The 15112-nt window shown below is 34.3% G+C and carries 15 protein-coding genes; 8 read left to right on the top strand and 7 right to left on the bottom strand.

The window, feature by feature from the left end; all coding sequences use genetic code 11:
- Positions 1-6 precede the first annotated feature (6 nt).
- The gene (gene rlmD / locus AB8B52_RS05375; RefSeq protein ID WP_406025978.1) at positions 7-1458 is read right to left on the bottom strand and encodes a 23S rRNA (uracil(1939)-C(5))-methyltransferase RlmD; all 1452 of its coding nucleotides are present in this window, start codon (positions 1456-1458) and stop codon (positions 7-9) included.
- 174 nt (positions 1459-1632) lie between these two features.
- Here rlmD and AB8B52_RS05370 point away from each other — a divergent pair, with 174 nt between their 5' ends.
- From AB8B52_RS05370 to rocD, 3 genes are all read left to right on the top strand, one after another.
- Positions 1633-2184 (top strand): RNA polymerase sigma factor, encoded by a 552-nt coding sequence (locus AB8B52_RS05370; RefSeq protein ID WP_406025976.1) that lies wholly within the window; start codon positions 1633-1635, stop codon positions 2182-2184.
- Complete coding sequence (locus tag AB8B52_RS05365; protein WP_406025974.1) at positions 2174-2566, top strand: DUF6768 family protein; 393 nt, start codon at positions 2174-2176, stop codon at positions 2564-2566. The genes AB8B52_RS05370 and AB8B52_RS05365 overlap by 11 nt, the downstream gene beginning before the upstream one ends.
- A gap of 133 nt (positions 2567-2699) precedes the next feature.
- Positions 2700-3980 carry an ornithine--oxo-acid transaminase gene (gene rocD, locus AB8B52_RS05360; protein WP_406025972.1) on the top strand — a complete coding sequence of 427 codons (1281 nt, stop codon included), beginning with the start codon at positions 2700-2702 and terminating at the stop codon, positions 3978-3980.
- Positions 3981-4058: 78 nt separating this feature from the next.
- Here rocD and AB8B52_RS05355 read toward each other — a convergent pair whose 3' ends face one another.
- On the bottom strand, positions 4059-4397 hold the full coding sequence (locus AB8B52_RS05355; protein ID WP_406025970.1) for a CCC motif membrane protein: 339 nt from the start codon (positions 4395-4397) through the stop codon (positions 4059-4061).
- Between the two features lie 11 nt (positions 4398-4408).
- Complete coding sequence (locus AB8B52_RS05350) at positions 4409-4669, bottom strand: DUF2752 domain-containing protein (protein ID WP_406026049.1); 261 nt, start codon at positions 4667-4669, stop codon at positions 4409-4411.
- Between the two features lie 137 nt (positions 4670-4806).
- Here AB8B52_RS05350 and AB8B52_RS05345 point away from each other — a divergent pair, with 137 nt between their 5' ends.
- Both AB8B52_RS05345 and AB8B52_RS05340 read left to right on the top strand, forming a co-directional pair.
- Complete coding sequence (locus AB8B52_RS05345) at positions 4807-5007, top strand: hypothetical protein (protein WP_406025968.1); 201 nt, start codon at positions 4807-4809, stop codon at positions 5005-5007.
- A complete protein-coding gene (locus AB8B52_RS05340) occupies positions 4997-5554 on the top strand; it encodes a DNA mismatch repair protein MutS (protein ID WP_406025966.1) in 558 nt (185 codons plus the stop codon). Before AB8B52_RS05345 ends, AB8B52_RS05340 begins: the two co-directional genes overlap by 11 nt.
- Here the strand turns inward: AB8B52_RS05340 and AB8B52_RS05335 are convergent.
- The gene (locus AB8B52_RS05335; RefSeq protein WP_406025964.1) at positions 5551-6537 is read right to left on the bottom strand and encodes a hypothetical protein; all 987 of its coding nucleotides are present in this window, start codon (positions 6535-6537) and stop codon (positions 5551-5553) included. The genes AB8B52_RS05340 and AB8B52_RS05335 overlap by 4 nt on opposite strands.
- 233 nt (positions 6538-6770) lie before the next feature.
- Here AB8B52_RS05335 and AB8B52_RS05330 point away from each other — a divergent pair, with 233 nt between their 5' ends.
- Positions 6771-7916 carry a cysteine desulfurase family protein gene (locus AB8B52_RS05330; RefSeq protein WP_406025962.1) on the top strand — a complete coding sequence of 382 codons (1146 nt, stop codon included), beginning with the start codon at positions 6771-6773 and terminating at the stop codon, positions 7914-7916.
- Here the strand turns inward: AB8B52_RS05330 and AB8B52_RS05325 are convergent.
- The 3 genes from AB8B52_RS05325 to AB8B52_RS05315 form a co-directional block, all read right to left on the bottom strand.
- The gene (locus AB8B52_RS05325; protein WP_406025960.1) at positions 7906-9741 is read right to left on the bottom strand and encodes a T9SS type A sorting domain-containing protein; all 1836 of its coding nucleotides are present in this window, start codon (positions 9739-9741) and stop codon (positions 7906-7908) included. The two genes, AB8B52_RS05330 and AB8B52_RS05325, sit on opposite strands and share 11 nt — an antisense overlap.
- A 161-nt stretch (positions 9742-9902) precedes the next feature.
- Positions 9903-12371, bottom strand: a complete 2469-nt coding sequence (locus AB8B52_RS05320; RefSeq protein WP_406025958.1) for a carboxypeptidase-like regulatory domain-containing protein — start codon at positions 12369-12371, stop codon at positions 9903-9905.
- A 93-nt stretch (positions 12372-12464) separates the two neighbouring features.
- Positions 12465-14153: a M23 family metallopeptidase gene (locus AB8B52_RS05315; RefSeq protein WP_406025956.1), complete on the bottom strand. Its 1689-nt coding sequence runs from the start codon at positions 14151-14153 to the stop codon at positions 12465-12467.
- Between the two features lie 320 nt (positions 14154-14473).
- On the opposite strand from AB8B52_RS05315, the gene AB8B52_RS05310 reads away from it, so the two are divergent.
- Together AB8B52_RS05310 and AB8B52_RS05305 are read left to right on the top strand one after the other, a co-directional pair.
- Complete coding sequence (locus AB8B52_RS05310; RefSeq protein ID WP_406025954.1) at positions 14474-14764, top strand: hypothetical protein; 291 nt, start codon at positions 14474-14476, stop codon at positions 14762-14764.
- An 18-nt stretch (positions 14765-14782) separates the two neighbouring features.
- A complete protein-coding gene (locus AB8B52_RS05305) occupies positions 14783-15070 on the top strand; it encodes a cell division protein ZapA (RefSeq protein ID WP_406025953.1) in 288 nt (95 codons plus the stop codon).
- The last annotated feature ends 42 nt before the right edge of the window (positions 15071-15112 follow it).

Below are 15112 nucleotides of genomic sequence, written 5' to 3'. Positions count from 1 at the left end.
AGTTTGTTATTTTTCAAAAAGAACGACGGTTTCAATATGTGCTGTGTGCGGAAATTGGTCTACCAAGCTCATTTTTTTAATGTCATAACCAGCTTCCATTAATTGTTCTGTATCTCTGGCCTGTGTTGCCGGATTACAAGATACATAAACCAAACGGTCTGCATTGAGGTTTATTATTTTTTTAAGCGTTTTTGGTGCAATACCAGCTCTAGCAGGATCTAAAATAATAGTACGTATCTTATTTGTATATTCTGGATGCTCGGTTAAAAATTTACCCACATCTGCTGTATAGAATTTTAAACCTTCAATATGGTTACGCTTCGCATTTTCTTTAGCATCTTCAATGGCAGCAGCGACAATATCTACACCTACAATTTTTGTATTTGTAGATTTATTGGCTATAATTTGACCAATAGTTCCTGTACCACAGAATAGATCTAAAACAATAGTGTTGTCAATAGCGTCTTTGTTTTCTAAAGCATAATCAACCACTTTTGTATATAGTTTTTCAGCACATTTTGGGTTGGTTTGAAAAAAGCTTTTCATACTAATTTCAAAATTTAAACCTAATAATTCTTCTACAATTTTATCGTCTCCATAAACTAGCGAAATACGTCCTGTCGTAGCAATGGTTCTATCTCCTGTTTCATCGTTTATGGTATGTAACAATCCTGCGACACGATTGCCAAAAAGTTCTACCAAATACTTTGCGAATTTATCTAAATCAAATTTATCTAATTCGGGTGAAGTGGTCACCAAATTAAATAACAATTGATTGGTTTTAAAGGATTTCCGAACTACAAAATAACGAAAGAAACCTTCGCGTTTTGGTGCATGCCAAGGATCTAAACCTGTTTCAATACAATAGGTTCTAATGTGTTTTAAATTATTTTCAAATTCAGCATCAAACAATCCTGAATCTTTATTCAAATTATCTCCACACCACCAAGTGCCGCGTTTTTTAAAGCCAAGCGTGAATTCGTCCACATCAGTTTTCAACTCGTGGTTATAACCAATCGCGGAAAAGCCATATTCCATTTTATTTCTATAATGAAAGGTGTTTGGAGAGGTTACAAATTCATCAAATTTAGCTTCAATATCAGCAACTTTACCGATACGCTTAAATAATTGAAGGGTACTTTCCTTTTTGTACTCGTGTTGTTTCTCAATAGGTAGATTAATATATGGAGCACCAGGAATACTTTGGTAAGGTTGTTCAATTTCGTCTTCAGAGGGTTTTAAAACTTCAAATAGTTTGCCTTCAGCGTACTTTTTACTACTTTTTTTAATTTGCGTTTTCACCAACTGACCAGGTAAGGTGTTGGGAACAAACACCACAAATTCGCCATGTTCGTTTCGTATACGTCCAATGCCTTTGCCTCCAAAAGCATAACCTTCGATTAAGATGTCTATAATTTGTCCGCGTTTTACAAATTTATTGCGTTCTCTTTTTGGCATTTTTAGGATTGTTTATGTGCAAATATAGCTGCAATTTTACAAATAGTGAGCCTGAATCGGATCTGTATTATTTAGCTTAACTTTAAAATATTTAAAATAATTTGAACCTTTTTAATTTTTCTACGTCTTTAGATTAGAAGCGTCATAAATAGCCACCAAACAAACTAAGTTATATTGAAAACTAACCAAGAAATAGATGAGAAGTTAGTAAAAGCATACAAAGCTGGTGATAAAAAAGCACTCGCAGCTTTGGTAAAGCGATGGCATAAACTATTCTGTGATAAAGCATATTGGTTGGTTAAAGATAAAGAGGCTGCAAAGGATATTGCACAAGATAGTTGGAGCATTATCATCAATAAAATAGAACATTTAAAAGAACCGAAGCAATTTAAATATTGGGCGTACAGAATTGTAATTAATAAAGCAACGGATTGGTTACGATTACAATCAAAACAACAAAAGCAACCATTTAATGATAATAAAGACATTGAAGATGACGCAGAAGACGATTTAGAAAACCAACAGTTAAAACAACGGTTATTAAAAGCCATCAATCAATTACCAGAAAACCAGAAAGTGATTATAGGCCTTTTCTATACCCAATCGTATAGCATAAAACAGATAAGTGACTTACTAAACATATCCGTTGGAACAGTAAAATCGCGACTGTTTCATGCTAGAGAAAAATTAAAAATAACATTAAAACACAAAAATTATGAAAACTAACACAGAAGACATCGATCAATTAATTAAAGACACATTAACGCAAGAAGAAGCTAAATTCTATGATGATTTAGAAGAGCAAAACCTTTTACAGAGTGTATTTGGAATTTTTTCAGGAAAAAACAGCTGGATCGTTATTATAATGAGTTTAGTACAAGTCGTCTTTTTTGGTTTCTTTATTTATTGCGCTATTCAATTCTGTAGTGCCGAAGCAACTAACGAGCTCATTAAATGGGGAATTTTCGGGACGATAAGTCTTTTTGGGTCTAGTATGTTAAAATTATTTTCTTGGATGCAAATGGATAAGAAAGCGATTATTAGAGAAATAAAACGCCTTGAACTTCAGGTGTCATCACTTTCTGGAAAAATTTCTGACGCCAACTAATTTTAATTCAGCAAGATTATTCGTAATTTGCAAATTCTCAGGGATGATTTCTTTCCCACGCTGAATTTTCGACTTCTCGAAAGGATAAAGGTAGATAAGGAATGGATATTTTATTCATTTAAAAATTTATTTTATGGCTGTTTTAGACCAAGTAACATCGCAAGAAGCGATAGATTTAGAAAACAAGTATGGTGCGCACAATTACCATCCCTTACCAGTAGTACTGAGTAGAGGAGAAGGAGTGCATGTTTGGGATGTAGAAGGAAAGAAATATTACGATTTTTTATCTGCATACTCTGCGGTAAATCAAGGCCATTGTCACCCGAAAATTGTTGGTGCAATGACCAATCAGGCACAAACCTTAACTTTGACATCAAGAGCATTTTATAATGATATGCTAGGTAAGTTTGAAAAATATGCTGCCGAAACGTTTCATTTCGATAAATTGTTACCAATGAATACAGGTGCCGAAGCAGTGGAAACAGCTTTAAAAATCTGTAGAAAATGGGCTTATGAAGTTAAAGGTATTGCAGAGAACGAAGCCGAAATTGTAGTTTGTGAAAACAATTTCCATGGAAGAACAACAACAATCATTTCATTTAGTAATGATCCTGTAGCGCGAAAAAACTTTGGACCTTACACTAAAGGGTTTATTAAAATTGAATATGACAATCTTGAAGCTTTAGAAAACGCACTAAATAGCAACCCGAATATCGCTGGATTTTTAGTAGAACCAATTCAAGGAGAAGCAGGAGTTTATGTGCCAAGTGATGGTTATTTGGCTAAAGCAAAAGCCTTATGCGAAAAGCATAACGTCTTATTTATTGCAGACGAAGTACAAACAGGTATTGCAAGAACAGGTCGCTTATTAGCCACTTGCGGAAATTGTAGTTGTACCGATAAGCATTGTTCTGGCACACCAGAAGTAAAAGCTGATATCTTAATATTAGGTAAAGCTTTGAGTGGAGGTGCCTATCCTGTATCTGCAGTTTTAGCAAATGATGCTATTATGAATGTTATTAAACCAGGAAATCATGGTAGTACATTTGGTGGTAATCCTGTTGCTGCAGCCATTGGTATGGCAGCTTTAGAAGTTATAAAGGATGAAGAATTAGCAAACAACGCACAAGACTTAGGAGAATTATTTAGAGCAGAATTGTCTAAATTCATAGAAACCAGTTCTATTGTTAATGGAGTCCGTGGAAAAGGGTTATTAAATGCTATTTTAATAAATGATACTGAAGATAGCGATACGGCTTGGAATATTTGTTTGGCATTACGAGATAATGGATTATTAGCAAAACCAACACATGGTAATATCATTCGTTTTGCTCCACCATTGGTAATGACTAAAGACCAATTATTAGATTGTGTGTCTATAATCACAAGCACTTTAAAGCAATTTGAAAAATAGATTTTTCAAAAAAACGTATAAAAAAAAGCGATTTTCAATTAAGAAAATCGCTTTTTTGTTTCTATAACATTTGGTAGCTTACATTGGCTGTCCAAATAATTCTTGCATTCTTTCTTGCATTAATTCTTGATCTTGCATGGCTTCCCATCCAAAAGTTGTTAAGATCCATACATAAAATAAAATCATTAAGATACTTAAAACGACACCGATGATTCCCATTATTTTACCAGCTTTTACATTACCGATACCTGTGTAATCGTCTGGTGCAGCCGCATAAACTTTGGTTGCTTTACCACCGAGAACTATAGCTACGATTCCGAAAATTAATCCAGGAATACCATAGAAGCAGCAGCCTATGATTGATAAAATTCCCATTACTAGGACTAAAGTACCATTTGGTATTTGTTGTTTTTCCATTTTTAGTTGATTTAAAAGGTTTTTAAAATAAAACTTATTACAATAATACTAATATTTAAGATAAATAGCCCTAAAATAATACGATGACCATGCTTAAATTTATATTTCAGATGTACTAAAAGAAATAGAAACATTAAAATAAGAGAATATATAGCAGGATACATATAGAAAGCTCCTATGAAATCGCCTTTTAAAATTAAGGCAACAGATCTCTGTGTGCCACAACCCATGCAATCTACATTAAAGGTCTGTTTCCAAAAACAAGGGAGCATATAATCTTCGAGTCCTTTTGTAAATAATAACATGCTGCTAAATTAACAATTTGCGAAATACTTCTTCAATTGCATTAAATAATTTTTCTAAACCTTACTTTTGTAGGTATTAAAACGTTATTATGAATCTATCTCGAATGATTAATTTTATCTGCATAGTTGTAGGTGGTATTATTGCCGTCTATGCACAAGCGGAGGAATCACAAAACACCTATTTATTAATGGGCGGCATTGTAGTATTAATGTTTGGCATCTATAGAATGTCTCGAAATATTCCTAGTAAGTTCGATAAGGAAGAAGAATCATTTATTAAAACGGAAAAAGAAGATGAGGTTTAAGATAGGCGACAGCGTTGAAACCATAGATGATGACATTAGAGGAGTCATTACAAAAATGTCGGAAAACGAAATTACAGTTGAAGATGCTGAAGGTTTCGATTTACAATTTCAAGCCAATGAACTGATCCTTTCTAGTACTGAAAATTCAATTGAACACTCCGTTTATAACACGGATTTTGAAGCTATAAAAAGAGAGAAAGCCGCTAAAAAACGAAAATCAGTACCAACGGTAAAACCAAAAGAACGCAATGCGCCTAAGTTTGAAGTCGATCTGCATATTCATCATTTAACAAAGTCGTCTCGAGGAATGACCAATTTTGATATGCTAAATTTACAATTAGACACTGCTAAAGGGCAGTTAGAATTTGCCATGCGCAAACGCATTCCTAAAATTGTATTTATCCATGGAGTAGGTGAAGGCGTCCTTCGGCAAGAATTAAAAACACTGTTTAGTCGTTATAATAATGTCATTTGCTATGATGCAGATTATAAAACCTATGGATTAGGTGCTACTGAGATAAAAATTTTACAGAATGTGGAGCCTTAGTCTTCATCATCTTCTATAAATATTTCTGGTAGAATTTGTAATGAAGGTCCAATTAATGTTCCAAAATCAACGAATGTACTTCTTAAGATTTCTAAATCAATTCCAGTTATTGTAAACCGAGTCGTAACTACTCTATTGTAAAGTGTTACTTTTTTTCCAGAATCAGGAAAACCTTCTTCGGCAATTGGGTGATTGTATAAATAACGAAATATATCGTCACCTTCTGTGTTGACAACTTCGTCTTCTACACCTCTTGGGTCCTGATCACCGTTAACATCTTCTAACCGTGTAGGTATGTCATCTCCATCATCGTCAGGATCCAAATGATCTGGCAAATTATCTCCGTTAGTTAGGCCAAAGTCCGTATTCATCGGGTTCGTAAAAGGGTTATTATCTTCATCACTATTATCAATTTCTAAGCGTGTGGGTACATTGTCATTATCGTCATCTGAATCTAAGTAATCTGGTAAACCATCTAAGTCAGTATCTGTTGAATCCATATAACGTCCAAATTCATCTGGTTCGCCTGCGAGTCCTTCAAATTCCGTAGGTATGCCATCATTATCGTCGTCTAAAATGGTAACACTCACTGTAACCTCACCAGAATCTGCTTCGTAGTCATCAAGTATATTTAAAGTTCCAGGTGGCAAGATTTCACAAAGTTCAGTGCTATTGAGATTTCTATTGTAGGTTCTGTAAATAAATCTCACATTATTTTGATCAATGTTAAGGATGACAGGCTCATTTACAGTAGTTGGATTTAAAAAAAACTGATCATTTGCGTTATTTTTATTAAAAACTAATATCAGTGCCTCACTAGGATCGTCTCTAGTATCATAAATTAAATGAAAGTCTTCAAAGTTTTCACAGCGCTCGAGTTCTTGGCTAAAATCTAAGTCTACCGTTAAAACATCGCCATCATCGCAGCCCATAATAAAAGCTGAAAACACTAAAACAAAACAAAGATAAAACTGACGTATCATAAATTTAATTTTAAACAAAAATATAGATTAGTAAAGTTATAACGCTTTAATATTAAATTAATTTTATGAATAAATAGATGTCTCACAACTCACGTTAACCACAATTTTTAATCAAAATGAGATGACATTTGCCTTTATCAAGCTATTTTTGCAATGAGCAATTTTTTTATATGAAGCGTTGCTAGGTGATAATTTTTAAGATTTTTTAAACCGCACATAAATCTGAACGCAAGATGAAGCAAGTATATTTAGATAACGCAGCCACGACAGCCATAAGACCTGAAGTGATAGAGCGTATGACTCAAGTTTTAAAAGACAGTTACGGAAATGCATCATCGACCCATAGTTTTGGACGCTCGTCAAAAGCGCTTTTGGAACAATGTAGAAAAAATATTGCATCTTATTTTAATGTCAATGCTTCTGAAATTGTCTTTACCTCTGGTGGTACAGAAGCCGATAATTTAGCATTACGAAGTGCTGTTAGAGATTTAGGCGTAACGGAAATTATAACTTCAAAAATTGAACACCATGCGGTTTTACATACTGCTGAACAATTACAAAAAGAATATAATGTTAATCTGAAATTTGTAGATGTGGCGAAATGTGGCTCTATAGACTACATACATTTAGAACAATTATTAGCGTCTAGCAAGAAAGCGGTTGTCAGTTTAATGCATATTAATAACGAAGTCGGTAATATTTTAGATATTGAACGTGTTGCGCAACTTTGTAAAACATATAATGCTTTATTTCATACAGATACGGTTCAGTCTGTAGGTCATTATGATATTGATTTGAAAAATATACCTATTGACTTTTTGGCAGCAAGTGCGCATAAGTTTCATGGACCAAAAGGTGTCGGATTTTGTTTTGTAAGAAAAGAATCTGGACTAAAACCACTAATTTTCGGTGGTGAACAAGAACGCGGATTTAGAGCTGGTACCGAATCTATCCATAATATTGTGGGTATGGATGAAGCTTTAAGAATCTCTTATGCCAATCTTGAAGCTGATAAAACTTACGTTTCAGACTTAAAAGCCTATTTTTTAGATCAAATAAAAGCACATTTGCCAGGTGCTAGCTTCAATGGCAGTTGCGATAATTCTGAAAAAAGCACCTATACTTTAGTGAATGTGTGTTTACCTATTGCGCCAGAAAAAGCTCCGATGCTTCAGTTTCAACTCGATTTAAAAGGGATTGCCTGTTCTAAAGGTAGTGCTTGCCAAAGCGGAAGCAATCAACAATCGCATGTGTTAAGTGCTATTTTAGATGTTGAAAAATTAAAACAACCTTCGGTACGTTTTTCTTTTAGTATTTATAATACTAAGGAAGAACTCGATTATGTGATTTCTGTTTTAAAAGAATTTGTTAATTCTTAATAATAACCTTTTGAGATTTTGTTTTAGTACTGTCCTTTGATGCTACATTAACCACATACACGCCATCGCTTAAACGCATTGTAGATACATTGTATTGCGATTCAACACTATCAAAATTTGATTGCATAATGCGTTTGCCTGCAACATCAAAAACTTCAATGGTTGTAATATCTAAACCATTTGGATTGTAAATCGTTAATTGGTGATCGTTATTGTTTTGTTGAATTTTTACAGACGACACATCCAAGTTATCATCAATACTTAAAGCTTGGTTAGAGAATACAATCTCGAAACGATTGGTATAACTTCCTGCAACGATATTCAATTCGTGATCTAGATTTCTTAAATTTGTGTAGATATCAGTTTCTGTATCATGAAGGTAGATACCTTGTGAATCATCAAAATTCTGAATATCAAAAATTCTAAAACGTAAGGGTTGATCTTCTTCTACATCGATAGCTAAAGGAATCGCTAAGGTTTCGTCGAAAGGGAAGGCTTGACCTGTAAATATTTTTTCATCGTATAAAAAGTAGGCATCTGAATCAGCATTCTCTGAACGAATCAGTTCTAAACCATAATCAAAACCAGCAGTTGCTGTATCATGAAAATTTAAAACGAGTTGCCTGGTATATTGTGCTTCGTTGACTGTAAAATCGACGTTGACTCTAAAACGCTTGTAATCTTCTGGTACAATTGATAAGCCGTTACTTTGGTATTCAATACCCTCAGAGTCATCCAAATCGTTAGAGTTATTACTGCTACTTCTAAAAAAAACACTTTGACCATCAGTTACTTTTTGAAAAGCACGATGTGAATTTCTTGTAACCACATCTTCAGGTGCAGTTGGTGTACCAACTATGCCTTCTACCATAAACCCTTGTCCTATTGGAATGTACCTTAAGGATTGTTTAGTGCCAATTCCTCCAGGACCAGGAGGTAAATTTGTCGGTGGGCTATCTTGTTCATCATAAGTGAAAAATACGGCAGGTGCATTGGTGATAATGTTGCCAAGTGCATCTATTGTAAAAGCAGAATATCCACCTTGATATAATTGTAAAACATGGGAAGGAACTAAACCACTCTGCTCCCAAAATAACAAAGTGCCAGTAATCGAAGCTTGGTTTGTAGGATCATGAATAAATGCAGCAGAATCTAAGGCACTAGGATAGGGATTACCCACTAAGGTATTTAAGCCAGTAGCGACATCATTCGTAATAGTGCCATTATTTGGTTTTCCTCGAAAGTCGTAAAGCTGATTACCTGTTACGCCAGTTCCCATACCTTTCATTGTAAAACCTAGACCTGGTCTAATATTACCTGCTCCTCCAACAAACACCCATTCTAAATATTGATCTGATGTTTGAAAGGTCCACAACCAACGTTGTGAAATTGTTAATGGTGTTGCTGTACCGTCAGGTAATGTTGTGAAAGCGGCATCGACACTAGCTGTTAAACCCAAAGGATCACCAGGTGTTGCGACACCTGTAGCGTCATCAATTAAATTAACACGTGCAGGTTCATTACCAAAAGCTGCAGAATTATTACCAACTGGCGAACACCAATAGTTATAACTCCATTGGTTTACATTTCCTCTTTGATAAACACTCAATTCACCAACACCAGAATTCCCAGTCGTGCCTGCTCCTTGAAGTAGTTGCGCTTCTTGCCTTAAGTATATTTTAGAATCTGCATCATCAATATTAACATCGTCGGTAACGAAGAGCACTTCGTCATTAACAAAAATATAAGCATCGTTTTGAACACTAAGTTGCGCAAACGAAATGCTAACACAACATATAAAACAGGTAAGGAAAGAAAATTTCATAATTCTTAAAGATTTAAACTAAAGCTTAGTAGGGTAATCTAAAGTGATGTTAGTTAATCTCAAATTTAAGGAATTATAGATTTTTTGGCTTGCGGAACAACGAGTTTTTATGCTGTTGCGCTAAAAAATTGACGGTATTTTCACTAAAATCAACTTTTTCTTTAAAAACGTGCAGATAAGCGCAGATTAAAAACACGAGGAGTTAGGAAGTTAGGCGTGGCGAATTGACGTTGCGAATACACATCTCTGACCCAAGTATTGGTGATAGAGTTCTGATTGTTGAACATGTTGTAAATTTCGAAACCAAGGGATAGCTCTCTAAACGATTTTTTCCATTTTGAATTGTATGTTTTTTCAGGATTCACCAATTGATATGAAATTCCTAAATCGGCTCGTCTGTAATCACGCAAACGCAGTTGAAAATCGTATGGATCCGCGTAACTTGGAGATCCACCAGGAACACCAGTATTATAGACCAAATTTAAATACATTTTCAAATCTGGCATATTGGGCACATAATCCTGAAATAAAGCACCAAACTTTAAACGTTGATCGGTTGGTCTGGCAATAAAGCCACGATTGTCAATATTTTCTTCCGTTTTTAAATAACCAAAACTAAACCAGGATTCTGTACCTGGCACAAATTCTCCATTAATTCTTACATCTAAACCGTAAGCATAAGCTTCGGCATTATTTCTTGCTCTGTAACGAATTCTTACATTTTCTAGCGTGTAAGGGTTAACGTCAGTCATGCCTTTGTAGTAGGCTTCTGTGACGAGTTTGAAGGGTCTGTCCCAAATATCAAAACTATATTCGTTACCTACAACAATATGAAAGGATTTTTGTGCTTTAACATTGGGTTGTACGGTTCCAGAAGAATCTCTTAATTCTCTATAAAACGGTGGTTGGTGATATAAACCTGCAGCCACTCTAAAGAGCATGTCTTTTTCCCAATTGGGTTTTATTGCAAATTGACCTCGTGGACTAAATACCGTTTGGGTTTTACTATCTGTAATAGCTTCTCCGCTAACCTCCCAGCTATGTGATCTAATACCTGCATTGTAAAATATTTCGTGGCCATCCCAATCGGTACGCTTACTATATTGTACAAAGGCTTGAAATCTATTTATTTTTACAAAATTTAAAGCTCTTATGTCTTCAAAAGCAGTTAGAGGTCCAGTAAATGGCTCATACGGTTGCGGATTTGGTTGACTGAAACGTGGAGGTCGGATGGAAAATCCAGCGGAATCTATAATTTCATATTCTGCCAGGCGATCTCTAATATCTTCATGTGTGTATTTAACCGACCATTCTAAGGTACTTTCATCATCAATCTTATAATCACCACGATGCTCTGCATTCACAATAAAGGCATCTAAATCATTCCGTGCGTGGGTAAGTTGCGAGCCTATGCCTTCACTAAATTCTACTTCTCCCAGATTTTCATCTCCAATATTGGTATTGACTTCTCCTAAACGGTATTGTGCAAAAATGTCGAAGTATTCTTGTTCTAAAGCATGGTAGGCCGAACCAATAAGTTTTAGCGTAAGCTTATCGTTCACAAAATAATTAGCTTTTAAGGCTCCAAAATAGGTTTGGTATTGGGTTTGTTCTTGTCCGTCGTAAGCCACTAAAAGCGCAACTGGATCGTCTAAAGTTCCGAAATTAGTTTGTCTATTTTGAGGTTGAAAATTATATTGGTTAGCTGAAATGTTTCCTAAAAAGTTAAGATGAAATTTACTCGAAAAACGATACGTTAAGTACGTTTGTGCATCGGCAAAAATTGGTTCTACGTTACCTTCGGTTTCAAGACTATTTAATAATAAGGTATTGTCTCTGTAACGCACACCTGCAATTCCTGAAAATTTACCATCTTTTGAAACGGCTTCCGCAGTAATGCTTCCGCCTAACAAACTTAAATCTGTTCTGATACCAAAACCAACAGGATTACGATACGTAATATCTAAAACAGAGGATAATTTATCTCCATATTTAGCCTGAAATCCGCCAGCAGAAAACCCAACATTCTGCACCATATCTGTGTTTACAAAACTTAAACCTTCCTGGTTACCAGAACGAATTAAAAATGGTCGGTACACTTCAATCTCATTTACATAGACTAGATTTTCATCAAAATTTCCACCTCTTACGGAATATTGCGTACTTAATTCATTCGAAATATTAACGCCTGGTAAGGTTTTTAAGATATTTTCAACACCTGGTTGTGCTCCTTTAATGGTTCTTATCATTTGTGGAGAAATCGTGGTGACTCCATCTACAGATTGTCTGGTATTGGTATTAATAACTACGGTTGTAATTTGGGCTACATCAATTAGCATTACAGGATTATATTCTATTTCCTGACCGTTTTTAAGGTTGAATTTTTGCTCAATGCGTTCATGTGAAATATGAGTAAATGTGACTGTGATTTCAACACCAAAAGGAATTTTGAGTTCGTAAAAACCATTGCTATTACTGGCCGAACCTTCACCAGAACTTGAGGTGATGTTAACCCCTTCTATAGGTGTATTGGTTTCGTCTAAAATAACACCTCTTATAATGGCAGATTGTGAAAATGAAAGCCAACTAAAAAGTAAGCTCGATAAGACAATAAAATGTAAGCGTTTCAAATATTATTTTTTTAGTTCGGTTGAAATTAAATTTTTAAAATCAATGCAGTCTCAGTTTTCAAAAGCCAACTTGTCTTAGTCTAGGTACGTGTTCTATTTTCTGAAAAAGGTCGCTTCAAATGTAGAACTATTTCCAACATTATCTGTAACGATTAGTTTTAATTCGTTCTTAGTAGCATTAACGATGTTATCGTTAAAATCGTGTGTAAGGGTGTTGGTTTTATAATCATATTCCATTAAAATCCATTTTCCATTTACCGTAGCTCTAAATTTACTAATGCCAGATAAGTCGTCGGTGATCTTAATTTTAAGGTATCTGTACTTACTAATCCATTTTTTATCTTGAAAATTAATTGGTGTTATTTCTGGAGCAACACTATCCATTGCCAATGCGTAAGTGCCAAGTGATTTTGTTTTTGCAGTTAAAACATCTCCTTTTCGTGTGGTAGTGACATAATATGGATTTTTATAGTAACCATAGAGTCTTGCAATAAATAACTGGTCTTGATGTTCAGACTTATAGTTATTTAAATCGTAATTAATGTAAAAGTTCTTTTGCATCGGAATGTGGTCTTCGTCTAGAAAAAGCGTATCAGAACTTACTTTAAAATCGATATAAGTGTCGTCGTAGACTGTATTTTTATAAAAGTTAACAGTAACGAGTCCTGATGTTAAAGTTGTTGTTTGGTCGCTGTAGACTAATGACTTTTTAGAAACATCAGTAATACTGTCGCGTTTAATGTTTTCATGTTTTCCGTTTACAGGTATGTTAACCCAAGTTTCATTGGCATGATAATCTCTTATCCTTATTTTATAAATAGAGGCAGTGCTATCTTCTACAGTTACATAGCCATTATCATAAGCATCTTTAAAAAGGCTTAAAGCATTATTTTTTTCAATAAATAGTTTTTGAATTTTTGATTTTTTACGTTTGTAATGATCATAATCTACATAACGTTTAATATGCTTGGTTTCATCAAAACTAAACCGTTTAAAAGCGACTTCGAGACTTTTATTACCATTAAAAAACGTTTGAATATTCCATAGTCCATTCGTATTTGGTGCTAAATCTTGCTTGTCATTTGCTATGACTCCAAAACCAATGTTGCCATGTGCCGTGATTTTTTCTACCTCGTAATCTCCAGTAGTTTGTGGTATTAATCGCAATTCTACACGTTCGTTTTTTCCATTAATAGTAGCATTTTCATCTTTTGGGTAGGCAAATACTCCAGTAACGTATGGTGCTTTGGAATCTTTGACTTCAAGACCGAAAAGTAGTGGGTTGATTGGTCGTTCTTGGTTATCTCTAATTTCGAAATGTAAATGAGGTCCACCTGAACTCCCTGTGTTTCCTGAGTAGGCAATGATTTCATTAGGCTCAATTATAAGTTCTTCGGAATTTGGAAACATTTCCACCTCAAAACTTTCTTTTTCATATTGACATTCTTTAATAAAGTCTTCTAATTTTTTTGATAGTTTTTGAAGATGTCCATAGACTGAGGTGTAGCCGTTAGGATGTGTAATATAAAGTGCTTTTCCATAGCCAAAGTGCGAAATTTTAATTCTACTGACATAACCTTCTGCGGCAGTATAAACTTTAAGTCCTTCTTTTTGTTGGGTTTTAATATCTAAACCAGCATGAAAATGTGTCGCTCTTAATTCGGCAAAAGATCCTGCCAATACGATGGGAATGTCTAAAGGGTTTCTGAAGTAATCTTGAGGATATTTAGATTGTCCATAAACAGCGCAAGAGATTAAAAAGACGAGCAAAAATTGTTTCATATGATAAACTATGAAGCTAAAATATTAATTTGATAGGGATTTTCAATTGTAAAAAGTGTATTATTTTTCTGAATTGATGGATTTATGATGATCCCATTTTAAAATTGCAATTGGTGCTGTGATACTGAGTTTTTTTTATGATAAAGGGTAGCCATTTAAAACGATCATGTATAGGCTTTATTATTTTGAAGCCTCATAAGACGGCTTATTTTTAAGTCGGGAATTAAATTTCTTTAGGCTTGAGATAAAAATAAGTGTAAAAGAATTGTATTTTTTAATAAGGTATGTTAACTTTGTTTCAATAGTAGGGAATTGCTTTAATGAGTAAAATAGAGGACATTGTTGATGCGTTAGAAAATAAAATCAGTAAGATTTTGCATAAGCAAGAGGTTTTAAAACAAACCAATGTTAAACTTTCTAATCAATTACAGCAGCAGGAGCAAAGGCTTTTACAGCAACAAGAAGAAATTGCTGGTTGGATTGATAAACATGATACACTCAAAATGGCGAATTCAATGCTTGGTAGTGACGAAAATAAACGAGAAACAAAACTCAAAATAAATGCACTTATTAGAGATATTGACCATTGTATTGGACAACTCTCAGAATAAATTGCAAATTTATAGTATATGCCAGATCAATTAAAAATTAAACTTTCTATAGCTAATAGAGTTTATCCGTTAACGATAAATCCAAGCCAAGAAGAAGGTTTACGAAAGGCCACAAAGAAAATTGAGGCGATGATTGGGCAATTTGAGCAAAATTACTCTGTAAGAGATAAGCAAGATGTTTTAGCCATGTGCGCTTTGCAATTTGCAGCTCAAGTAGAGCAAAAATCTATAGATAAGGAATATGTTAATGAAGAAGTTAAGGAAAAGTTAGAGGCTTTGAATGAACTTTTACAGACGCATATCTAACTCGTACGTTCTTTAAAATAAAAGGTTACTGCCTATATTAGT

The sequence above is a fragment of the Winogradskyella sp. genome, from assembly GCF_045105575.1.
GTDB lineage: Bacteria > Bacteroidota > Bacteroidia > Flavobacteriales > Flavobacteriaceae > Winogradskyella.
Note: the sequence above shows the minus strand (reverse complement) of the source record. Positions and strands in the feature narration are given on the sequence as shown.

Coding starts and splice junctions, on each gene's coding strand:
- rlmD (WP_406025978.1), bottom strand. CDS start 1,458: ATGCCAAAAAGAGAACGCAATAAATTTGTAAAACGCGGACAAATTATA.
- AB8B52_RS05310 (WP_406025954.1), top strand. CDS start 14,474: ATGAGTAAAATAGAGGACATTGTTGATGCGTTAGAAAATAAAATCAGT.
- AB8B52_RS05330 (WP_406025962.1), top strand. CDS start 6,771: ATGAAGCAAGTATATTTAGATAACGCAGCCACGACAGCCATAAGACCT.
- AB8B52_RS05325 (WP_406025960.1), bottom strand. CDS start 9,741: ATGAAATTTTCTTTCCTTACCTGTTTTATATGTTGTGTTAGCATTTCG.
- AB8B52_RS05315 (WP_406025956.1), bottom strand. CDS start 14,153: ATGAAACAATTTTTGCTCGTCTTTTTAATCTCTTGCGCTGTTTATGGA.
- AB8B52_RS05305 (WP_406025953.1), top strand. CDS start 14,783: ATGCCAGATCAATTAAAAATTAAACTTTCTATAGCTAATAGAGTTTAT.
- AB8B52_RS05365 (WP_406025974.1), top strand. CDS start 2,174: ATGAAAACTAACACAGAAGACATCGATCAATTAATTAAAGACACATTA.
- rocD (WP_406025972.1), top strand. CDS start 2,700: ATGGCTGTTTTAGACCAAGTAACATCGCAAGAAGCGATAGATTTAGAA.
- AB8B52_RS05350 (WP_406026049.1), bottom strand. CDS start 4,669: ATGCTCCCTTGTTTTTGGAAACAGACCTTTAATGTAGATTGCATGGGT.
- AB8B52_RS05345 (WP_406025968.1), top strand. CDS start 4,807: ATGATTAATTTTATCTGCATAGTTGTAGGTGGTATTATTGCCGTCTAT.
- AB8B52_RS05335 (WP_406025964.1), bottom strand. CDS start 6,537: ATGATACGTCAGTTTTATCTTTGTTTTGTTTTAGTGTTTTCAGCTTTT.
- AB8B52_RS05340 (WP_406025966.1), top strand. CDS start 4,997: ATGAGGTTTAAGATAGGCGACAGCGTTGAAACCATAGATGATGACATT.
- AB8B52_RS05355 (WP_406025970.1), bottom strand. CDS start 4,397: ATGGAAAAACAACAAATACCAAATGGTACTTTAGTCCTAGTAATGGGA.